At 46.5% G+C, this 22,337-nt stretch carries 15 protein-coding genes; 13 read left to right on the top strand and 2 right to left on the bottom strand.

Annotation, left to right across the window (positions count from 1 at the left end):
* Positions 1–145: 145 nt before the first annotated feature.
* Complete coding sequence (locus FHW89_RS23185) at positions 146–1,048, bottom strand: AraC family transcriptional regulator (protein WP_172337432.1); 903 nt, start codon at positions 1,046–1,048, stop codon at positions 146–148.
* Positions 1,049–1,380: 332 nt separating this feature from the next.
* Between FHW89_RS23185 and FHW89_RS23180 the strand changes: the two genes are divergently transcribed.
* The 13 genes from FHW89_RS23180 to FHW89_RS23120 all read left to right on the top strand — a co-directional run bounded on the left by FHW89_RS23180 (position 1,381) and on the right by FHW89_RS23120 (position 21,629).
* Complete coding sequence (locus tag FHW89_RS23180; protein ID WP_172337431.1) at positions 1,381–2,178, top strand: SDR family NAD(P)-dependent oxidoreductase; 798 nt, start codon at positions 1,381–1,383, stop codon at positions 2,176–2,178.
* Between the two features lie 5 nt (positions 2,179–2,183).
* The gene (locus tag FHW89_RS23175) at positions 2,184–3,413 is read left to right on the top strand and encodes an enolase C-terminal domain-like protein (RefSeq protein WP_172337430.1); all 1,230 of its coding nucleotides are present in this window, start codon (positions 2,184–2,186) and stop codon (positions 3,411–3,413) included.
* 150 nt (positions 3,414–3,563) lie between these two features.
* Positions 3,564–5,219 (top strand): sodium:solute symporter, encoded by a 1,656-nt coding sequence (locus FHW89_RS23170; protein ID WP_172337429.1) that lies wholly within the window; start codon positions 3,564–3,566, stop codon positions 5,217–5,219.
* A gap of 12 nt (positions 5,220–5,231) precedes the next feature.
* Positions 5,232–5,660 (top strand): L-rhamnose mutarotase, encoded by a 429-nt coding sequence (locus tag FHW89_RS23165; protein WP_172337428.1) that lies wholly within the window; start codon positions 5,232–5,234, stop codon positions 5,658–5,660.
* A 177-nt stretch (positions 5,661–5,837) separates the two neighbouring features.
* On the top strand, positions 5,838–8,120 hold the full coding sequence (locus FHW89_RS23160; RefSeq protein ID WP_172337427.1) for a glycoside hydrolase N-terminal domain-containing protein: 2,283 nt from the start codon (positions 5,838–5,840) through the stop codon (positions 8,118–8,120).
* Between the two features lie 394 nt (positions 8,121–8,514).
* Positions 8,515–10,452 (top strand): SGNH/GDSL hydrolase family protein, encoded by a 1,938-nt coding sequence (locus FHW89_RS23155; protein ID WP_172337426.1) that lies wholly within the window; start codon positions 8,515–8,517, stop codon positions 10,450–10,452.
* Between the two features lie 9 nt (positions 10,453–10,461).
* Positions 10,462–11,763: an alpha-L-fucosidase gene (locus FHW89_RS23150; RefSeq protein ID WP_172337425.1), complete on the top strand. Its 1,302-nt coding sequence runs from the start codon at positions 10,462–10,464 to the stop codon at positions 11,761–11,763.
* A 13-nt stretch (positions 11,764–11,776) separates the two neighbouring features.
* Complete coding sequence (locus tag FHW89_RS23145) at positions 11,777–14,104, top strand: glycoside hydrolase N-terminal domain-containing protein (protein WP_172337424.1); 2,328 nt, start codon at positions 11,777–11,779, stop codon at positions 14,102–14,104.
* A 16-nt stretch (positions 14,105–14,120) separates the two neighbouring features.
* Complete coding sequence (locus FHW89_RS23140) at positions 14,121–16,214, top strand: alpha-galactosidase (protein WP_172337423.1); 2,094 nt, start codon at positions 14,121–14,123, stop codon at positions 16,212–16,214.
* A 176-nt stretch (positions 16,215–16,390) separates the two neighbouring features.
* A complete protein-coding gene (locus FHW89_RS23135) occupies positions 16,391–18,583 on the top strand; it encodes an alpha-galactosidase (protein WP_172337422.1) in 2,193 nt (730 codons plus the stop codon).
* Between the two features lie 388 nt (positions 18,584–18,971).
* Positions 18,972–19,559, top strand: coding sequence for a Crp/Fnr family transcriptional regulator (locus FHW89_RS23130; protein WP_172337421.1), 588 nt, complete (start codon positions 18,972–18,974; stop codon positions 19,557–19,559).
* 64 nt (positions 19,560–19,623) lie between these two features.
* Positions 19,624–20,319: an alpha/beta fold hydrolase gene (locus FHW89_RS23125; RefSeq protein ID WP_172337420.1), complete on the top strand. Its 696-nt coding sequence runs from the start codon at positions 19,624–19,626 to the stop codon at positions 20,317–20,319.
* Between the two features lie 290 nt (positions 20,320–20,609).
* A complete protein-coding gene (locus tag FHW89_RS23120; protein WP_172337419.1) occupies positions 20,610–21,629 on the top strand; it encodes a class I fructose-bisphosphate aldolase in 1,020 nt (339 codons plus the stop codon).
* Between the two features lie 71 nt (positions 21,630–21,700).
* Here the strand turns inward: FHW89_RS23120 and FHW89_RS23115 are convergent, their stop codons facing one another.
* Positions 21,701–22,255 carry a dihydrofolate reductase family protein gene (locus FHW89_RS23115; RefSeq protein ID WP_172337418.1) on the bottom strand — a complete coding sequence of 185 codons (555 nt, stop codon included), beginning with the start codon at positions 22,253–22,255 and terminating at the stop codon, positions 21,701–21,703.
* Between the last annotated feature and the right edge of the window lie 82 nt (positions 22,256–22,337).

Below are 22,337 nucleotides of genomic sequence, written 5' to 3'. Positions count from 1 at the left end.
TAAGAAACAAAATCATACACCGAATCTTTGCTGTCATTAAAAACCAAATACCTTATCAAAATCATTTGCTTTTATCATAGAAATCGCAATGACGCGGGAGGAGACTTGTCCTTGTTCCTTTCATCCTTGCTCCTTTATCATCTTATCACCCCGTATTCTTCGCCGTAACCCGATAAGCTTCCGGTGAAGATCCCACATACTTCTTAAATATCCGTGAAAAGTAATAAGGATCATCATAGCCAAGATCGGCAGCTACGGCCTTTATTTTATCATCATGAGCATAAAGCAGCTGACAGGCCTTTTGCATTTTCAGGTGGATAAAATAATCAATAGGAGGCATACCTGTTGCCTTTCGGAAGATGTTGGAAAAATGCGATACCGATAAGCTATGCCTGATGGCCATATCTTCTACCGTAAGTTTTTGATTGATATTACCACGCATATGGTTAATGGTTTTAGTGATCATATCACCATCGTTCTCTTTATCATGTTGCACATGCCGCTGCGGAAACAGAAACGTGGCTACCAAATGGTGCAGGCAAAAAGCGGCGTTACACAGGTTCTCGATACTGTAGCCCATTTCCAGGGTTTGATAAATATTTTGCCATATTTCTATGGCCTTTTCATTAAAAGGTATGGGTATGGGGCCTTTGTTGCTATATAGATTGAGCGACTGGTTGAGGGCCCGGATATTTTCACCGGTATAATGTACCCAGTAAATTGTCCAGGGATCATCCTTATCGGCCCAATAGCGGATGTATTGATCTGTAGCCGGTATAATGATAAACTGGTTTGATGTTACCTCATAGCGTTTATTATCCAGTATATAATGCCCTTTGCCCTGCAGGCAATAGATCAGTATATTATCCTCGCAGCCTTTCCTGCGCTCACGGTAATGCGCGGCTGCTTTGGGGAAATAGCCTATGTAAGTAATATAGATTCGGAAAAGCTCGGGGTTTTTGTCTTTCGCATCCCGCAGTATTTTTTGGGGGATTGCCAACATCTTTTCTCCTATAAAGCCATCCCGTCTTTTTAAGGTGCTATTCATGAAGGTAACAATTGGTTTATAATGGAATATTACATCATTAACGGATCGGTGTGTAATATCTAACGCTATTATAGATAAAACAATCTGCAAATACAATCATTTAAGCCATATTGAATACCCATGACAGCATTTTGCCAATATCCTGTACTTATCGCTTTATTTTTAGTTGAATAATCCATTAAAAAAAATGTTTTGCCTATTATAAACGTTGGTGCAGGGCCTTACTTTTGAATTGTTCTGTAAATACCAATTAAACCAGACGGCTAATAAATTTCGGGGAAACACGGTTATGCGATAGATGATGCGCTGCCCTGATTTTAACTATAAAATATATGATACTCAACAACAAAGTGATTTTTTTAACCGGGGGCACCGAGGGTATCGGTTGGGAATGCGCCAAAGTATACAATGCCGCCGGGGCCCGGTTGAGCATCATCTCCAATAACGAAAGCAGTATTGAACAAGCAAAAGACAAACTACCAGCAACCGAAGTATTGTTTATAAAAGTCGATGTATCCATAACTGATGATATGCAGCGGGCCATTGCCGAAACCGTAGCACGTTTTGGAAGGATAGATGTGATCCATAACAACGCCGGTATATCAAACCCATCAAAAGCAGTACATGAAACTACCAGTGATGAGTGGGACAGGCTGTTCGATGTGAATGTGAAAGGCATTTACAATACCACCCGGTTTGGTATTGATGAGCTCAAAAAAACCAAGGGCAATATATTAAATACCAGCAGTCTTGTAGGGGAGATAGGGCAGGTGATCCATGCCGCATACAGCGCCACCAAAGGGGCTGTTAACGCGCTTACCAAATCCATGGCGCTTGATTACGCGCCTTACGGTATTAGGGTGAATGCCGTTGCACCGGCAGGTGTATGGACGCCCATGTTACGCAGCTGGAGCCAGCAGCAGCCCGATCCGCTCACTATTGAAAACTACCTTGATGGGATCCATGCCTTAGGCTATTGCCCGGAAGGTGATGTCATAGCTGATGCCTGTTTGTTCCTGATATCTGAACAGGCCCGTTTTATAACAGGCTGTATTTTACCGGTGAGCGGCGGGGCCGAATTAGGTTACCGTCGTGTAATTGATCCATCAAATCCATTAAAACATAACTGAAATATATGATAAAAAATATTCAAGTTGAAGACGTACGCTATGCCCTTGATGGTAGCGCCGGAAGTGATGCCATACATACCAATCCCGTTTACTCCTACGCAGTAACCCGTTTGTTTGATGACAGCGGACTAACAGGCACCGGCTTTGCCTTTACCCTGGGCGAGGGCAACGACCTGGTTTGCAAAGCCGCCCATTATTATGCCAGCAAACTGGCGGGGAAAGATATTGAAGAAACCATGGCCGATTTTGGTCGCCTGTTTAACCAGCTTTCGAATGATCAGCAATTCCGTTGGCTGGGGCCGCATAAGGGTGTGGTGCACCTGGCCCTGGCCTCGGTTACCAATGCCTGTTATGATCTTTGGGCCAAAAAGAGGGGCGTCCCCTTGTGGAAATTATTGATCGATCTGTCGCCCGAGCAAATTGTGGCTACGCTTGATCTTTCGTACCTCGAAGATGAACTGACCCATGCGCAGGCTATCCAAATGCTGGCCGACCAAAGGTCAACCAGCCGTCAGCGGGAAAATATTTTGCAAACCGGCTACCCGGGCTACGATACCTCTATCGGTTGGTTCAACTACTCCGACGAGAAAGTGCGCGAGAACTGCAAAAAAGCGTTGGAAGAAGGTTTCACCGCCATGAAACTCAAAGTAGGTTCCGTTGACCCGGAAAGGGATATCCGCCGGGCGCATATTGTACGTGAGGTTGCGGGCGACGGCGTAAAAGTAATGCTCGATGCCAATCAGCAATGGAATTTGCCGCAGGCTATCTCCATCTGCAACAAATTCAAAAGCATGAACCCTTACTGGGTAGAAGAACCCACCCACCCGGATGATGTACTGGCCCACAAAACCCTGGCCGATGCCGTAGCCCCGGTAAAATTGGCCCTGGGCGAGCACGTACCCAATAAGATCATCTTTAAAAATTACCTGCAAACCGGCTGCGCCTCCTTTATCCAGGTAGATGCGGTAAGAGTAGGCGGCGTAAGCGAATTTATAACGGTAAGCCTGTTATGTAAAAAATATGGTGTACCCGTAGTACCGCATGTGGGCGATATGGGGCAATTACACCAGCACCTGGTACTATTCAACCATATATCCATGGGGCACGAGGCTTTGTTTTTGGAACATATACCACATTTACAACAGCATTTTGTAAACCCGGTGCATATCAGCAATGGTGTATACATCACCCCGCAGGAGCCCGGCAGCAGTTGCGATCTGATAGCGTTAGGGTAGAATCAAGAATCAAGAGATAAGAATCAAGAGTCAAGAATTAAGAAAAAATGAAAATATAAAGTCGAGATATAGGGATGAAAAGAATTAAGGTAAACCATAAGTTTTTGTCTTAATTCTTGATTCTTATCTCTTGATTCTAAACAAAAAAACATGATCCACACTCCCGATTTGATCATCAGCGCCTTGTACATCGCCTTTATTTTTGTAATAGGGCTGTGGTCGGGTATCCGGCATCAGCGTAAAACGCGGAATAACAATAACGAGGCAGGGGAGTATTTCCTGGCGGGTAAAAAACTGCGCTGGCCCATGATCGGTTTGGCCTTGTTCGCTACCAATATATCCTGTGTGCATTTGGTGAGCCTGGCGCAAAGTGGTTTTGACAAAGGGCTGCTCAATGGCGATTTTGAGTGGATGGCTGCTTTCACGTTGATCTTGCTGGCTTTGTTCTTCGCGCCGTTCTATATCAAATCCGGTGTGGCTACCCTGCCCGATTTTTTGGAGAAAAGGTATGATCGTGCCAGTCGCGATTGGCTGGCTATTATATCGGTAGTATCAGCGGTGCTTATTCATATCGCTTTTTCCTTACTGGCTGGTGGGGTGGTGCTGCATACGTTATTTGGGGTTGATATGTATACCAGCGTTATCGTTATCTCCATCATCACCACCATTTACACCATTGTTGGCGGCTTAACGGCTGTAGTTGTTACCGAATCTATCCAAACGCTGGTGCTGTTGGGCGGCGCTATCATCATGAGCATTGCCGCCTACAACAAAATGGGCGGCTGGGAGCCGATGGTGGATGTACTGAAACATACCGGCGAACTAAACAAGCTTTCCATGCTGCGTCCGCATGGCGATCCAAGCGGCATGCCCTGGTACGCTGTGTTTTTAGGTTACCCGGTATTAGGCATCTGGTACTGGTGCGCCGATCAAACCATTGTGCAGCGTGTGTTAGGGGCCAAGGACGAGAACCATGCTCGCATAGGTCCACTATTCTGCGGTTTTATTAAAATACTACCCGTTTTTATTTTTGTGATGCCGGGCCTGTTTGCCTACACGCTGGCACAAAGCGGTCACCTGGATATTTCGGCATTAAAATCGGTTGTTGGCGGGAAAGAGGTGGTTGACAGCAAAGGCATCTACACCCTCATGATCACCCAACTCATACCCCAGGGCTTGATCGGTGTATTGGTGGCCGCCTTGCTATCGGGTTTAATGAGCCAGATTTCGGGTGCGCTAAATTCCATCTCTACCATTGTAAGTTATGATATTTATAAACGCTATAAGCCGGAGGCTAACGATGCCGGGCTGGTAAAAGTGGGTAAAATTGCAGCCGGGGTATCGTTGATCTTGTCGCTCGCCTTGCTGCCGCTGCTTAATCGCTATGGTAGTATTTTCGATGGGTTGAATGACATTATCGCTCATATAGCGCCGCCAATAACCTGCGTTTTCCTGCTGGGGGTATTCTGGGATAAGGCATCGGCAGTATCGGCCAAATATACTTTGTGGATAGGCTCAGCTATCGGTGTGATCGTATTCGCGATGAATAAGTTGTTTCCGGATACCGCGATAGGGCAGATCCCCTTCATGATGATGGCTTTTTACCTGTTTGTGATCTGTGTAGTGATACAGGTAACGCTATCTTATGCTTACCCGGTAAAACATACCAAAGAAAGTTCTGTACTGTACTGGCGATCGCCCTGGGAGCCTCTGCGCGGCCCGGCCTGGAGCGGCCTGGGAAACTATAAAGTGCTCTCGGTATTGCTGGTATTTATTATGGTAGTGCTTTTTTACATTTTTAGATAATTAACTACAGATATGAAGAGCGTTTTTATAGCGATCCTTTGCATGCTGGCTTTTTCGGCATGCCATCATCAACAGCAACAATCGGTAACCGATAGCCCCAAAGTAAAACGCTTTGGCATGGTAACCGGCCTAAAGCCCGAAAAAATGGCTTACTATAAAAAGCTGCACGCCGCGGCCTGGCCGGGGGTATTAAAAAAGATCAAAGCGTGCAACATCCGCAACTATTCTATCTACATTCAAAAAATAGGGGGCAAATATTTCCTGTTCAGCTATTTTGAATATGCGGGGACTGATTTTGATAAAGACATGGCCCTGATGGCTGCCGATACTACCACCCAACGCTGGTGGAAAGAAACCAACCCCACGCAAAATCCACTGCCCGAGGCGGCCGCACAGCAAAAAATATGGCAAAATATGGAAGAGGTTTTCCATACAGATTAAGCATGCCAATGGGTAATTGTAACAAATATCATTTGTGTTTAAATTAAAACTGTAAGTATTACATTTAATTTATATTTTTAGCCCCGATTGCTGCATCCAGGTTCTTTTGGAGATAGAATACGGTGTGAATATCCGGAGCGGGCAATAAAACCAATTAAACACAAAATTTTGTCCCTGATGATTAAAAAGATTGCTTGCTTTTCGCTTTTTTTAACGCAAACCGCATGGGTACTTACCGCCGGGGCCCAACAAGTAACCCCGGGCCTCCATCAAAAAAGTTTGACGGTTTGGGATGATAAACCCGCCAAAACCTGGATGACCGAAGCTTATCCCATCGGTAATGGCCGCATAGGCGGTATGGTATTCGGCGGACTGGCGCAGGAGCATATCCAGTTTAACGAGATCAGTTTATGGACTGGTGACGAAAACGAAACCGGCGCTTACCAGGCCTTCGGCGATCTGTACATTGACTTCAAGGGTAAAGATTCCACCCAAAAAATCCCCGCAAATTATCGCCGTCAGCTGGATATCAGCAAGGCCGTACAACAGATCAGCTATACCGATGCTGGCGTGACTTACCAGCGCGAGTATTTTTGTAGTTTCCCCGGCAAGGTGATGGTACTGCATTTTACCGCCAATAAAAAAAGCGCCTATTCTGCCACTATTAAATTAAAGGATGCGCATAACGCGGCAACTACCGCCAATGGCACAACGCTGCAAATTACAGGCAAGTTAGATAATGGCCTGGCTTATGATGGCGAGGCAACTATTAAAACAGAAGGTGGCTCTGTCCAGACAGAATCGGATGGTAAAGGTGGTTCGCAATTGGTGATCAGCAAAGCCGATGGTTTTACTATATTATTGGCCGCAGCTACCGATTACAGTAATCAGCGCGATCAACACTGGCGCGGCGAAGCTCCCGGCATCAAAGTAAAAAAGGCGCTTGCGGCTACGCTGGGTAAAACCGAAGCGCAATTGTTAGCTGCTCATTTGCAGGATTACCAGGCCCTGTTTGGCCGGGTAGCTATTGACCTGGGCAACACCCCGGCAGATCAGGCTGCTTTACCAACATACAAACGACTTACAGCCTATAAAACCAAAGGCGATCCACAATTGGAGGCTTTATTATATCAATATGGCCGGTATTTGCTTATTAGCTCCTCACGTAAAGGAGGCCTGCCAGCCAACTTACAAGGCCTTTGGAACGAAAGCAATAACCCGCCATGGCGCAGTGATTATCACTCCAATATCAATATCCAGATGAACTACTGGCTTGCCGAGCCTACCAATCTTTCGGAATGTCATTTCCCATACCTCGATTATATCAACAGCATGCGCGAGGTAAAAAAAGAAAGTACCCGCAAGCAATATCCCGGCGTTCGCGGTTGGACGGTAAAAACCGAGAACAATATTTATGGCGGGTCCAGCTTTTTGTGGAACACGCCGGGCAGCGCCTGGTATATGCAGGGCATCTGGGAGCATTATGCCTTTACGCAGGACAAAGCCTATCTCAAAAGCTTTGGTTATCCTATTTTGAAAGAGATAGTGGAGTTTTGGGATGATCACCTGAAACGTCGCCCTGATGGTACGCTGGTATCGCCGCTGGGCTGGTCGCCCGAGCACGGGCCTACCGAGGATGGGGTTACTTATGATCAGGAAATAGTGTATAATCTGTTCACCAACTATATTCAGGCTGCAGATGCTTTGGGTATCGATAAAACCTATCGCGACCGTGTGGCGGATATGCGCGAGCATCTGCTGAAGCCAAAAATTGGTAAATGGGGCCAATTACAGGAATGGGAAACCGACCGAGACGACCCGAATGACAAACACCGTCATTCCTCCAACCTGTTTGGTCTGCACCCGGGCAGTCGTATCAGCACCCTCAAAACGCCCGAACTGGCTAAGGCTGCTAAGGTAAGTTTACTGGCCCGTGGTGATATATCAACCGGCTGGTCGATGGCCTGGAAAATGAATTTCTGGGCGCGCCTGCAGGATGGCGACCATGCTTATACCATTCTGAACAACTTTATAACGCTGGTTGGTGGTTCTGGTGTGAATTATGATGAAGGCGGCGGTTTGTACGCCAACCTTTTCTGCGCGCATCCACCGTTCCAGATCGATGGAAACTTTGGCTATACAGCCGGGGTAACCGAAATGCTGCTCCAAAGCCAAACTGGTGAGTTACAATTACTGCCTGCATTACCAAAAGCATGGCAAACAGGCAGCGTTCAGGGTCTGCGTGCCCGTGGTGATTTTGAGATCACTAACATGGAATGGAAAGACGGCAAAATTGTTAAGCTATCTATTAAATCATTGGCCGGCGGCGAGTGTAAACTGCAAAGCCCTAATGCTTTAAAATCGGGTGCGGAAGTATCGAAGGCCGATGGGGCAGGTAATGATGTGGCTTATAGTTTTAAAACAGAGGTAGGTAGGGTTTATGATTTTGTGGGGAATTAAACAAGATAGGCGTAGCGCCGAATCGACTCACCCGATCATCGCTTCGCTTGATCACCCTCTCTTCGCCTGCGGTGGAAAGAGGGGATCGCTTTTCTTTTTGTCATCCAGAGGAACGAAGGATCTATTTTACAATTGAAAAGTTCAATAATAGATGCTTCACTCCGTTCAGCATGACAAAATGTTTCCTCAACCCTCTTTCCGCCGCAGGCGAAGAGAGGGTCGTCCAGCGAAGCGTAGACGGGGTGAGTCGTCTGAGAAAGGTGAGGCAAAGGGGATTGTCCATCTATTTCAAAGATTTATCCATTTTTTGAGATATAATTAGCCAATACATTTACCAAACCAGTAAAAAAGCCTTCCGGCGAAACCATTATAACAGTATTACATGATGCAAGGCATGATAAAATTTAAATACTTATTTATTTTAACAATAACCCTGGGGGCTTTTTTACGGGTAAAAGCTCAGGATAAAAATACCCTTTGGAAGGGTTTTGAAAAAGTAACCATTAACATTAACGGGCACGACGCTTATTATGTAAAGCCCGCGCACCCGTTGCCGGGCAATCCCTGGGTATGGCGTGCTTCGTTCCCGGATTGGCATACCGAAATTGACAGTATATTGCTTACAAGGGGTTTTTATGTGGCCTTTGTTAATGTGGATAATCAATATGGCGCTCCACAGGCCTTACAGGTTTGGGATAAATTTTATGCCTATTTAACCGAAAAACAAGCGTTCGCTCACAAGGTAGCCTTAGAAGCGGTGAGCCGTGGCGGCCTGTATGTATATGGCTGGGCCAAGCGTAACCCCGATAAGGTAAGCTGTATTTATGGCGAAACCCCGGTGTGCGATTTTAAAAGCTGGCCCGGCGGCAAAGGTAAAGGCCCCGGTGATGCCAATAGCTGGAAAGAGCTAAAAGAGGTATATCATTTCACCGAAGAGCAGGCGATGGCTTATAAAGATAATCCGATAGATAATCTGGAAGGGTTGGCCTCGTTCCGCGTGCCGGTGCTGCATACTATCGGTTTGAACGATAAGCTGGTACCGCCCGATGAAAATACCTATCCCTTTGCCAAAAATTACCTGGCTTTAGGCGGTCCGGTCAGTATTCAGCCTATAACTCAGGGACCTGTGGAGCTACAGGGACATCATGTTAAAATCGATCGCCCCGATTACTATGCCGATTTTATCTACAGCAATTCGTACCCGGTAAAAAACGCGCTGCTATACAGCAATTATGTGACCACAGCCAGCAAGCTCAATAATTTTTATTACGCGGTAACGGTTAAAAAGAAAGCCACGGTTTCGTTCCTGGGCGGATCGATCACCTTTAACCCCGGCTGGCGCGATAAGATCTGCCGGTACCTGAAAGAAACCTATCCCGAAACAGATTTTCATTTTATAGCCGCTGGTATACCATCATTGGGCAGTTTGCCGCATGCATTCCGTGTGCAGCGGGATATCCTGGATTCGGGCAAAACCGACCTGCTATTTTTAGAAGCCGCCGTAAACGATCGCGGTACCGATAGCACCACACAGGTACGCGCCTTAGAGGGTATTGTAAGGCATGCCCGCAATGCCAACCCTTATACTGATGTGATCCTGATGGCCTTTGCCGATCAGCAGAAAATGGAAAACTATGCCAAAGGCAAGTTATCGCCCGAATTATTTAACCACGAACTGATAGCCAAACACTATAACCTGCCCTATGTAAACCTGGCGCTGGAAGTGAACGATAAGATCAAAAATAAGGAGCTCACCTGGAACGATGATTTTAAAGATATCCACCCGGCCTATTACGGGCAGGAGCTCTATTTCGCCACCATCCGAACGTTGTTGCAGGAGTGTGCGGAGGCTAAATACAAAGTGCCGTTTAAAATGCCTGTACCCCAGGTAATTGATAAGGCCCGCTATGAAAATGGCAGCTATTACGACTTGGCCAATGCCAAACTGGGCAAAGGCTGGCAGATCACACCTGATTGGAACCCGACAGATGGTCTTTCTACCCGCCCTGGTTTTGTGCATGTACCAGTATTAAATGCCGATGAACCAGGGGCCGAGTTAACACTCCCATTTAAAGGTAACGCGGTAGGTATTGCCGTAGTAGCCGGTGGCGATGCGGGAACGATATCCTACGCAATTGATAATGGTCCGTATAAAGATAAGGACCTGTTCACAGAGTTCAGCAGTTGGTTGCACCTGCCCATTTATCATTTACTGGGCGATAATTTGAGCAATGGCAGTCATGTGCTCAAAATTAAGATCAGCGATAAAAAGAACGGTTCGAGCAAGGGGCATGCCTGCCGGATAGTTCATTTTTTGGTAAACAACAAATAAATCCTGTATATGATGAAGAAAAAAGCGGTACTGATTGTGGTCCTGGCATTAGGCATTTGCACGGCGTTTGCCCAGGAGGTTAAAACCCCCAAAGTGGTTATGGATCAGTTTATGGACAAGCGTTTTGGCATGTTCATTCATTTTGGCCCGGTAACCCAGCGCGGTACCGAAATTGGCTGGAGCCGCAATAAAGAGGTAGCCCAGGTTGATTATGACAATCTGTACCGGGAATTCGATCCCAAGTTGTTCAATGCCGATGCCTGGGTAAAAACCGCCAAGGATGCCGGGATGGGATACCTCACCATTACCGCTAAACATCATGATGGTTTTTGCTTGTGGCCAACCGCTTATTCTGATTATAACATATCCAATTCGCCATTTAAAAGAGATATTGTGGGCGAACTGGCACAAGCCTGCAAAAAGCAGGGCGTAACTTTTTGCATCTATTTTACCGTGTTAGACTGGCACGATCCGGATTATCCCATCCACAACCCTTACGATTCTACCAAAAATGTTAAAGGTGATATGACGGCCTTTAAAACCCGCATGAAAAACGAGCTGAAGGAAGTGATCACCAAATACAAACCCTTTATGCTGTGGTTTGATGGTTACTGGGAAAAGCCATGGACAAAAGAAGATGGCAAAGAGATATACCAGTTCATCAAAAGTGTTGATGCCAACGTGATCGTGAATAACAGGCTGGGTAAGATCAGCGAAAAGTTGAACGAAGAATCGGTAGGTGATTTTTTAACCCCCGAGCAACGCATAGGGGAGATCAACATGAACGAACCCTGGGAAAGCTGCATCACCATTTGCAACCAATGGGCCTGGAAACCTAACGACCAGATGAAATCCCTCAAGCAATGTATCCAGACGCTGGTAACCACCGCGGCGGGCAACGGTAACCTGTTGTTCAACGTGGGCCCGGCCATGGATGGACACATCGAGGCCCGGCAGGTAAAACGCCTGCAGGAAATGGGCGATTGGCTAAAACAATACGGCGAAAGCATTTACAGCACCCAGGGAGGTCCATATAAACCTAATGCCGTTTATGGCGCTACCCGCAAAGGAAATATCGTATACCTGCATGTTTTTCAACGTAAGGATGGGGTGCTGAACATTCCTGCCATCCCTGGTGTAAAGATCACTAAATCTTATTTTATGAATGGGGATGCCGTAACGATCAAAACAGATAAAAAAACCTACCAGATCAGCCTGCCTGCTGCTTTGCCCAATGAAAACTGCTCGGTGATTGTTTTGGTGCTGGATAAAAACGCGCAGAACCTCCCGGTAATACCTACAAAAGCCTAATTACTTAAAACCAATGATATCCAAACGTCTCACATCAATAACAAGCATGCTGTTATTAACCTCAACGCTCAGTTTTGCGCAAAAACAAGCGTTGAGATTGCATTACGATAAACCCGCGGCCGTATGGGAAGAAACCCTGCCCCTGGGCAATGGCCGCCTGGGCATGATGCCCGACGGCGGCGTAAACGATGAAAAGATCGTGCTGAATGACATTACGTTATGGTCGGGCTCACCGCAGGATGCCAATAACTACGAGGCCTATAAACAGTTGCCGAAGATAAAGGAATTGCTGCTGGCTGGTAAAAATGTAGAGGCACAAGCTTTAATCGACAAAGATTTTGTGTGTAAAGGCCCTGGTTCGGGAGGCAGGCAATGGGGCTGCTACCAGGTTTTGGGCGATCTGGATCTAAAATTTGACTATGGTAAAGCCGACGCTAAAGTTACCAATTACCAAAGGTCGCTATCCTTACCTACAGCTGTAGCCAATACCAGCTACCAGGTTGATGGTGTTACCTACAAACGCGAATACTTCACCAGTTTTGGCGATGATGTGGACATGATCAGGCTAACGGCTGATAAACCCGGCAAGCTCAATTTCAGTATCAATATCTCCCGTCCAGAACGCTCGGCTACCAGCACCAGCGGCAACACCTTGTTGTTGCAGGGCAGGCTGGATAACGGTACCGATGGCAACGGCATGCAATACCAGGCCAGCGTTAAAGCCAAACTAACCGGCGGCACGCTGAGCAGCACGGCCAACAGTCTGGTGGTGAAAAACGCCACCGAGGTGATTATTTACGTATCTGCAGCCACCGATTTCCGCAAGCCTGATTTTAAACAAAGGATCCAGCGCGATTTGGATGCCGCTATGAAAAAACCTTATACTGCGCAAAAACAACAGCACATCGCCAATTTTCAAAAACTGTTTAACCGTGTCGACATCAATTTAGGATCGCCGGAAAGCACCGAAACTACCGATCAGCAATTGATCAGCTTTCATAAAGAACCCGCTAACCATAAAGATATGGCTGTATTGTTCTTTCAGTTTGGCAGGTATCTGAGTATCAGCAGTACCCGTGTAGGCCTTTTGCCGCCAAATCTGCAGGGCCTTTGGGCCAACCAGATACATACCCCCTGGAACGGCGATTATCACCTGGATGTGAACGTACAGATGAACCATTTCCCGGTAGAAGTATCCAATCTCTCAGAACTGAACCTACCCCTGGTTGAGCTGGTGCGTGGCCTCGTTAAACCCGGCGAACGTACAGCGAAAGCCTATTACAATGCCCATGGCTGGGTGGCCCACGTAATTACCAACGTTTGGGGCTGGACAGAACCCGGCGAAAGCGCCTCCTGGGGTGTAACCAAAGCCGGCTCGGGCTGGTTGTGCAGCAACATCTGGGATCATTACGCTTTTACCAATGATAAAGCCTATCTGAAAAGCATTTACCCGATATTAAAAGGATCGGCACAGTTTTATAGCAGCATCCTCATAAAAGATCCAAAGAGCGGTTATTTACTTACGGCACCATCCTCATCACCAGAGAATAGCTTTTACCTGCCCGATGGCAGTCACGCCAGCATCTGCATAGGCGCAACTATTGATAACCAGATCATTCGCGAATTATTTACCAACGTGATCACCGCGTCTGAAACTTTGGGGATCGATAAAGCATTCCGCGATACCTTGCAGGCAAGATTAAAACAAATTCCGCCGCCCGGTATCATCAGCAAAGATGGCCGCATCCAGGAGTGGATGGAAGATTATAAAGAAACCGATCAACAGCACCGCCATATTTCGCACCTGTACGGCATTTACCCGGCCTCCGAAATTACGCCCGATGGTACACCCGAACTGGCCGAAGCCGCCAAAAAAACACTCAATGTTCGCGGCGACGACGGGCCGAGCTGGTCTATCGCCTACAAACTGTTGTTCTGGGCCAGGCTGCATGACGGCAACCGCGCGTACAAGCTGTTCACCGAGATCATGAAACCTACCACCCGTACCGATATCAATTACGGCTCGGGCGGCGGTATTTATCCCAACCTGCTTTCGGCCGGGCCTCCATTCCAGATCGATGGTAACTTTGGTACTACCGCTGGTATAGCCGAAATGCTGATCCAAAGCCACGCCGGTTATATCGACCTGCTGCCTGCCGTACCCGATAGCTGGAAAACATCAGGCTCGGTAAAAGGCCTCAAAGCCCGCGGCAACTTTACCGTTGATTTTGCCTGGAAAGATGGCAAGGTCACCACATACAAAGTCACCTCGCCCAACCCGCGCGGTGTGAAAGTTAAAATCAACGGCGTAATTAAAAATATTACCGCCCAAAAAAGCTAAACAATTTAAACTATACATGAAGCCTATTGCAACAGCAACAAGACAATCTATCCAAAAAATAGCCAGGCCGGTTTTAGTGTTCGCACTACTACTGGCTTTGCCATTTGTAAATACCGTTTCGGCACAGGCGCGTAAATCGTCGGCCGCGGGACAGGTTATCATACCTTATGGTACCGGCAACGCCATTGCCTACGATCTGAAAAAAGGCCTGTATTCGGTGGCCGGAAATAAGTATTTGGCATACAGTGGGGTAAGTGCCTCCATCTCACTTAATGGTAAAACTGTTTCCACTAAAGATTATACCTCCCGCACCTATACCAAAACCGCTGTTACCGATGGTTTTGGCAAGGGCGTTAAACATATCATCACGTTAAGCGGTAAAGGATTAAGCCCCATCAAACAGGTGTTTTACACTTACCCTGGCCACGAGTATTTTATCACCCAGATAGAAGCTGAGGGCAAGGGATTGCAAACCAATTCCATCATCCCGTTCTCAGGCAATATAGCTGCCATTACCGGCGATGCGCGCAGCATTTTTGTGCCTTTTGATAACGATACCTTTATCCGTTACAACGCCAAACCTTTTACCGCTCCGTTCAGCAATATGAGCTCCGAAGTAGGTGCCGTATACAGCAACGATAGTCGTAATGGCTTTGTAGCTGGCTCCATCGAGCACGAAGTATGGAAAACAGGTATCCGCAGCACAGCTAAAAAAGACAGTGGCAATGCCATCCAGGTTTGGGCCGGATATACCGAAAACAGCGTAACTCGCGACAATATCGCTCACGGAACCATCAGCGGCGATGTAGTAAAATCGCCAAAAATATTGATAGGTTATTTTGCCGACTGGCGCACAGGCATGGAAGAGTACGCCAAAGCCAACCGCATTGCCGAGCCGCCTTACGTTTTCAACTGGACAAAACCTACACCCGTAGGCTGGAACAGCTGGGGCGTAATGCAGGAAAAACTCACCTATGAGAAAGCTACCAAAGTGGCCGACTTTTTTGCCGATAGCCTGGCTGGTTTCCGCACCGGCAAAACCGCTTTTATTGATCTGGACTCTTACTGGGATTTTATGGTGAAAGGCGGCCCCGAAGGTGATTACAGCAAGCTAAAAGAATTTGCTGATTACTGCAAAAGCAAAGGCCTGGAACCCGGCGTATACTGGGCACCATTTACCGACTGGGGCTGGAAAGATGGGCCTCAGCGCAAAGTACCCGGCAGCAAATACACCTTTGGCGATATCTGGACAAAAGTAGGCAACGGCTATCATGATATCGACGGCGCCCGCGCTATCGACCCAACCCATCCGGGTACCCTTGAGCGTATCGACCTCACCATAGGCAAACTGAAAGCCTGCGGTTTTAAAATGATCAAGATCGACTTTTTAGGCCATGCCACGGCCGAGTCGACCCATTTTTATGATCCAACGGTAACCACAGGGATGCAGGCCTACCGCAAAGGCATGGAATACCTGACCGATAAACTGGGCGATCAGATGCTTATTTACGCCGCTATTTCGCCAAGTTTGGCTACCGGCAGATACGTACATACCCGCCGCATAGCCTGCGATGCCTTTAAAACCATCAAAGATACCCAGTACACGCTCAACAGCGTTAGCTATGGCTGGTGGCAAACTTTTTTATACAACTATGTTGATGCGGATCATGTAGTGCTCTCCACCGAAAGCGAAGGGGCTAACCGGGCCCGCTTTTTATCGGCTGTGATCACGGGTACGGTAATCACCGGCGATGATTTTTCGGTACACGGCCAATGGAGCGACAGGGCCAAAGCCTGGTACCAAAAACCGGAGATCATTAAACTGATCGAAAACGGCAAAACATTTAAACCCGTGGAAGGCAACACCGGCGAAAATGCGTCGGAAATGTTCACCCAAAAAATTGGAAATAGTATCTATATTGCCATTTTCAATTACGGCAGCGAGTCAAAGACCTTTGCTATGGATGGCAAACGCCTGGGTTTAAACAGCAAAGATCAATACGAGTTACATGAGCTGTTACAGGGCGATATCCTGGGTAAAACATTAAGCTTTAAACTTGATGGCGGCGACGCGGCTTTGTATAAATTGGATATTGACGCGAAGAAATAAAAAAGCATAGGGCCTGTGCGAATCCCCTCTTGAGAGGGGCGGAGGGGTGTGTTTATCAAAGCTAAGTAACACACCCCGCCAGTACTCAACCCAATGCGCCCCCTCTCAAGAGGGGATTTTGAAAAGAATAATTGCTAACACATTAACACTGAAAATAACCTTATAAATTGAAAAGAATGTTCCGAAATCATTTACTGCCCTTATGCCTGGTTGGTGGCTTGTTTACAGCAGGCAGCAGTTTTGCCCAGGTGGTGACCATCCCGGTCGAAACACAGCACAACGCGCTGGTATTACAAACCGATGCCAATAAAAACCTGAAGATGGTTTACTTCGGCGCCAAGCTGAGCAATACCGCGGAGTATGCCCACATCCAGAAAATGTATAACCAAAAGGACGACTCTGGTATCCTCAACTCCGCTTATACACCATCCGGTTCCGCCAACCTGGCCGAGCCTGCCATCACCGTAACCCATGCCAACGGCGATAAATCGCTGAGCCTGGCTTATGTGAGCCACGAGGTAACCAAAGTTGCCGACGATATTTCGCTGTTAACGGTTACGCTGAAAGATCCCGTGTATGATTTTGAGGTGAAACTGTTTTATAAAACCTATTTCAAAGAGGATGTTACCGAACAATGGTCGGTAATAAAACATGGCGAAAAAGGGGAGGTGGTATTAAACAAATTTGCTTCGGCCAACCTCAGCTTAAAAGGTAATGGCTTTTGGCTGAAACAATACCATGGCAACTGGGCCGAAGAAATGCGCCCTGAAGAAGCCAAACTGACACACGGCATCAAAACCATCGACAGTAAACTGGGTACCCGTGCCAATTTGTATGAACCATCTATGTTCGCGGTATCTATGGATAAACCGGCTACCGAAGATGAAGGCAAGGTATTGCTGGGCGCTCTGGAATGGTCGGGCAATTTCAAGATCGACTTTGAACTGGACGTAGCTGATAACCTGCGACTGATTGCCGGTATCAACAACGCTGCTGCCGAATATCACTTAAAACCAAATGAAGAGTTTGCTACACCTGCATTAGTATATACCTACTCAGATCAGGGTAAGGGCGATGCCAGCCGTAAATTGCAGCGCTGGGCACGTAAATATAAAATTGTTGACGGCGAAGGTTCAAGATTGACCCTGTTGAACAACTGGGAGTCGACCTATTTTGATTTCAACGAAACCAAATTGGCCGAATTATTAAAAGATACCAAGAAGTTGGGAGTCGACCTGTTTTTGCTGGATGACGGCTGGTTTGCCAATAAATATCCGCGTAATGATGATCATGCAGGCCTGGGTGACTGGCAGGAAAACAAACAAAAACTGCCAGATGGCGTAAGCTGGCTGGTAAAAGAAGCGCAGAACAATGGCGTAAAATTTGGTATCTGGATTGAGCCCGAAATGGTTAATCCGAAGAGTGAGCTGTACGAAAAACATCCGGATTGGGTGATCAGACAGCCAAACCGCCCCGAAAAGTATTTCCGTAATCAGCTGGTGCTTGATCTGTCGAATCCTAAGGTGCAGGATTTTGTATTTGGCGTGGTTGATAATCTGTTCACCAAAAATCCCGATCTGGCTTATATTAAGTGGGATTGTAACGCGGTGATCTATAACGCTTATTCGGCTTATTTGAAAAAAGATCAGTCGCACCTGTATACCGACTATGTGCGTGGCTTATACAAAGTATTGGAGCGTGTACGCGCTAAATATCCAAAAGTACCATTGATGTTGTGTTCAGGTGGCGGCGGTCGTGTAGATTATGGCGCGTTGAAATATTTCACCGAGTTTTGGCCAAGCGATAACACCGATCCGCTGGAGCGCGTGTTTATCCAGTGGGAGTACTCGTACTTCTACCCGGCTATCACCAGTTCAAACCACGTAACCGATTGGGGTAAGCAACCATTGAAGTTCCGTACGGATGTTGCTATGATGGGTAAACTGGGTTTTGATATTGTGGTAAGCAAACTGGGCGAGCAGGACCTGGAGTACGTTCACGGCGCCTTAAAGAACTATGATAACCTGAAAGAGGCTATCTGGCATGGCGACCAGTACCGTTTACAAAGCCCATGGGATAACGATGCCGCATCGATCATGTATGTAGATAATGCCAAAGCAAAAGCGGTGATGTTTAACTACCTGGTGAACAATCGTTACGGTACAGGTACCCCGGTGCCTATCCGCCTGAAAGGCCTCGATCCGCAGAAAAAATACGCGGTAAAAGAGATCAATCTTTACCCGGGCGCTAATTCATCCATAGAAAAAGACCTGGTACTAACCGGCGACTTTTTAATGAATGTAGGCCTTAACCCACACGTTGATAAAAACAGAACGAGTGTGGTAATAGAATTGGATGAAGCAAGGTAGTGAGTGGTTCTGAGTCTGAAGTTTTAAGTACTAAGTCAAAACAACTTCAGACTCAAGACTCACAACTTTGGACTTACAACTTAGTCCGCGCGTCATTGCGAGGCACGAAGCAATCTCCGACTGGCAGAGCCACTCTGTATAGTTTAGAGATTGCTTCGTCGTTCCTCCTCGCAATGACGCGTTTTTTATGGAACAAACCCACCCTGTCATCTCGAACGAGGTACGAGGAGAGATCTTTTACCCGGGATATATCAACCTGTCAATCTGCTCTTCCAGCCAATCCCCTTTTTCCACACGTCATTGTAATTTAAAACCCTTGCAATAAATTCACTAAAGCGATTACGCAATTATTTTGTTTATTTGATTTCATAAAACAAAAAAAGTTCTGATGGAACAGGAATTACCCTTCTGGTATGCACAGCTGAAGAGAAAATACCCCATAGTAACCGATGAAGAATGGCGCTTGCTTGATTTGATGGCGAATGTGAAGCACATCAAAAAAGGCGATTCGTTTTTAAAATATGGCAAGGTTGCGCGCTTTTCGGCGTTTGTAATTTCAGGATTGTTTAAATTTTCTATCCAGGACGAAGATGGTACTGAGCGGATTATCAAATTCGGTTTCCCCGATGATTTCCTGGCCAACTGCGAAAGCTATAATAAAAAGGCCCCTTCCGCTGTCAGTATCACAGCTCTCGAAGACGCTGTGGTACTAAGAATCAATATCAAAAAATTGCAGCCACTGTATGATCTGCACATGAACCTTTTGCACGTAAACTTGCAATTGTACCAGGAAATACTCGAACAGCAATCAGAGCATCAATACATCCTTTCGTTAAAAAGCCCTGTGCGGCGTTACCGGTATCTGTTAGAGCGGCGCCCGGCAATTATAAAAATGATATCCTTAACCAATATCGCGCGTTACCTGTACATCAGCCGCGAAGCTTTAAGCCGGGCACGATTGTTTGTGATGAAATGATCTGATTGTTTTTTGTGATCGCGATCACAAATTGAATCTGCACGCAGCAATAGCTTTGTTTAAAATGAAACAAAGTATCATATTGTTGCACGGCCTGTTTGGTGGGTTAAGCAACTGGAAGGAGGTTGTTGAATATTTTGAACCCCTTTTTGACGTTTATATTCCGGAACTACCCATATATGAAAAACACCAGGCCGATACCCTGGAGTACCTGATTGATTTCCTGGAAACGATGATTGAGTCGGCCGGTCTGACGAATGTTATCCTGGTAGGCAATTCGCTTGGCGGGCATGTGGCCATCCGCTATACGCACCGGCATCCTCATAATGTGGATAAGTTAGTGCTTACCGGCAGCTCGGGTCTTTACGAGAATACGCAGGTTGGCAGCTATCTGAAACGGGGTAATTACGCTTATATCCGGGAAAGGGTTGCCGCCACCTTTTATGATCCGGCCATAGCTACTGACGAACTGGTTGCAGAAGTGCTTCAGGTTACCACCAATCCATTCAAATGTATATGCGCCATTAAAGCAGCCAAATCTGCACAGCGCGATAATGTCCTGGCGTTGCTCCCTGAAATTTTAACACCAACACTATTAATATGGGGTAGTGATGACCAGATTACACCGCCATCCGTTGCCTACGAATTTGAGCATCATTTACCCAACGCACAGCTCATGATGCTACCCAAATGCGGCCACGCCCCGATGATGGAAAAACCGGAGGAGTTTAATAAGGCATTAAATGCATTCCTTAGTTAGCATAACTGCTTTAGTCTTGACTGAACTTTTTAAACCTTTCAAAACAGGCCAAAAATTTGTTAAAAAGTGTTAAAATAGCGTTAAAATTTAGTTAAAACGGCCAAAAGTGATGCGTGTATGCCCTGATTTTAAGTAAAAAGTGTTAAAATTTAGGGTTTAAAAAGTCTTTCAGGCTATCAATTTTCATCGCAGTCACATATTCCAAAATCAAATTTTATTGACCCTGATGGTTTAGTATATTTACAACAAAGAGACGTTCTCCTACGTTAATCGTACATACCTCATACCCCATGAATAAACAAACTTTAAAAACCACCGCCCAGCAACTTATGGCGGGCGACAAGGGCCTTTTGGCCATGGACGAAAGTATAGCCACCTGCAACAAACGCTTTGCAGAAGCCGGCATCCCCCAAACAGAAGAGTACCGTCGAAAATACCGCGAACTGATAGTAAGAACCCCCAAACTGGGCGAATGCATCAGCGGTGCCATCCTGTTTGATGAAACTACCAAACAGGTGGCCGATGATGGTACTCCCTTTATCGACCTATTGGTTAACGGTGGTGTGATTCCCGGCATTAAACTGGATGAAGGAGCTAAAGATATGCCCGCTTTCCCGGGTGAAAAAGTAACCGAAGGCCTTGACGGATTGCGTGAAAGACTGAAAAATTACGCTACAGCGGGTCTCCGTTTTGCCAAGTGGAGGGCTGTGATCGTTATTTCTGGCGATACGCCAACTGATGGCAGCATTTACGCCAACGCCCATGCATTAGCCCGTTACGCGGCACTTTGCCAGGAGGCTGATGTAGTGCCTATCGTAGAACCCGAAGTACTGATGGATGGCAACCACACGATCGAACGTTGTTTTGAGGTAACTCAGCGCGTTTTACACATCGTATTTGAAGTGCTGATACAACAACGTATTTACCTGGAAGGCATGATACTGAAACCCAATATGGTGGTATCTGGCGTTGACGCCTCTGTACAAGCCAGCGTTGACCAGGTTGCTGATCTTACTGTTGAGTGCCTACTGCGTTGTGTGCCCGCAGCGGTACCGGGCGTCGCTTTTCTATCAGGGGGGCAGGCAGCTCCTGATGCCAGCGCGCATTTAAATGCTATGCATGTAAAATACAAAAGCAGGTTGCCATGGGCGCTTACCTTCTCATTCGCCAGGGCGGTTCAGCAACCGGCTATGGAATACTGGAAAGGTAATGATGAAAATGTGGCAGTGGCGCAACAAATTTTCTATAAACGCCTGAGCATTAACAATGCTGCCCGTCGTGGTGAATATACACCTGCATTGGAAGCTTAACTTGACTAAACGCAACAGCAAGTCGTTCATTATTAACGGCTTGTTGTTGCTTATATAGCTGATTGGTATTCTTATTTTTCCCGTTGGTAGTATAGTACAATTACCCCGGCATCCAGCGTTTGGGTTTTAGCCAGTTTTAGGCCCGAAGCCTGAAAATCATCAACAAAAAAGCGTTTTCCGCTGCCTAAAATAATGGGATGAACCATCAAACGGTATTCATCAACCAGGTCGGCTTTGGCCAGCGCTTTTACTAGTTCGGCACTGCCTTCCAGCATGATCTCTTTACCGGGTAGTTCTTTTAAGCGGGTAATTTCTTCTATCACGTTTTTGCTGATGATGGTGGAGTTATTCCAGTCGGCTTTTTCCAAGGTAGTTGAAACCACATATTTTGGCACGCTGTTCAGCTTATCGGCAACGCCGTCTTCGTTATTTTTTTTGGTCGACCAATACGGCGCAAGCATTTCGTAGGTTTTACGGCCAAAAAGTATAGCATCGCAAGTGTTGTGACAATCCTGAATGTAGGTAGCCTTGGCTTCGCCAAAATAAGGCATAAACCATTCGCCCATGCGGTCGGCATCAAATACACCATCTAAGGTTATCCATTCTGAAACTATTAGCTTTCTCATTTTCTTTTAATTTTAAATTGTGTGATCCTGTTTGTTTTTATATCACAAAGTAACGGAGCCAGGGCAACCTGTGATAGAACAA

Source organism: Mucilaginibacter sp. SG564 (assembly GCF_013149275.1).
In the GTDB taxonomy this organism is placed as follows: domain Bacteria; phylum Bacteroidota; class Bacteroidia; order Sphingobacteriales; family Sphingobacteriaceae; genus Mucilaginibacter.
The sequence above is the reverse complement of the archived record's forward strand: the minus strand, read 5'-3'. Positions and strand labels throughout refer to the sequence as shown.

What these genes read in the sequence shown, in the direction of transcription:
- FHW89_RS23185 (WP_172337432.1), bottom strand. Translation starts at nt 1,048, where the DNA reads ATGAATAGCACCTTAAAAAGACGGGATGGCTTTATAGGAGAAAAGATG.
- FHW89_RS23180 (WP_172337431.1), top strand. Translation starts at nt 1,381, where the DNA reads ATGATACTCAACAACAAAGTGATTTTTTTAACCGGGGGCACCGAGGGT.
- FHW89_RS23175 (WP_172337430.1), top strand. Translation starts at nt 2,184, where the DNA reads ATGATAAAAAATATTCAAGTTGAAGACGTACGCTATGCCCTTGATGGT.
- FHW89_RS23170 (WP_172337429.1), top strand. Translation starts at nt 3,564, where the DNA reads ATGATCCACACTCCCGATTTGATCATCAGCGCCTTGTACATCGCCTTT.
- FHW89_RS23165 (WP_172337428.1), top strand. Translation starts at nt 5,232, where the DNA reads ATGAAGAGCGTTTTTATAGCGATCCTTTGCATGCTGGCTTTTTCGGCA.
- FHW89_RS23160 (WP_172337427.1), top strand. Translation starts at nt 5,838, where the DNA reads ATGATTAAAAAGATTGCTTGCTTTTCGCTTTTTTTAACGCAAACCGCA.
- FHW89_RS23155 (WP_172337426.1), top strand. Translation starts at nt 8,515, where the DNA reads ATGATAAAATTTAAATACTTATTTATTTTAACAATAACCCTGGGGGCT.
- FHW89_RS23150 (WP_172337425.1), top strand. Translation starts at nt 10,462, where the DNA reads ATGATGAAGAAAAAAGCGGTACTGATTGTGGTCCTGGCATTAGGCATT.
- FHW89_RS23145 (WP_172337424.1), top strand. Translation starts at nt 11,777, where the DNA reads ATGATATCCAAACGTCTCACATCAATAACAAGCATGCTGTTATTAACC.
- FHW89_RS23140 (WP_172337423.1), top strand. Translation starts at nt 14,121, where the DNA reads ATGAAGCCTATTGCAACAGCAACAAGACAATCTATCCAAAAAATAGCC.
- FHW89_RS23135 (WP_172337422.1), top strand. Translation starts at nt 16,391, where the DNA reads ATGTTCCGAAATCATTTACTGCCCTTATGCCTGGTTGGTGGCTTGTTT.
- FHW89_RS23130 (WP_172337421.1), top strand. Translation starts at nt 18,972, where the DNA reads ATGGAACAGGAATTACCCTTCTGGTATGCACAGCTGAAGAGAAAATAC.
- FHW89_RS23125 (WP_172337420.1), top strand. Translation starts at nt 19,624, where the DNA reads ATGAAACAAAGTATCATATTGTTGCACGGCCTGTTTGGTGGGTTAAGC.
- FHW89_RS23120 (WP_172337419.1), top strand. Translation starts at nt 20,610, where the DNA reads ATGAATAAACAAACTTTAAAAACCACCGCCCAGCAACTTATGGCGGGC.
- FHW89_RS23115 (WP_172337418.1), bottom strand. Translation starts at nt 22,255, where the DNA reads ATGAGAAAGCTAATAGTTTCAGAATGGATAACCTTAGATGGTGTATTT.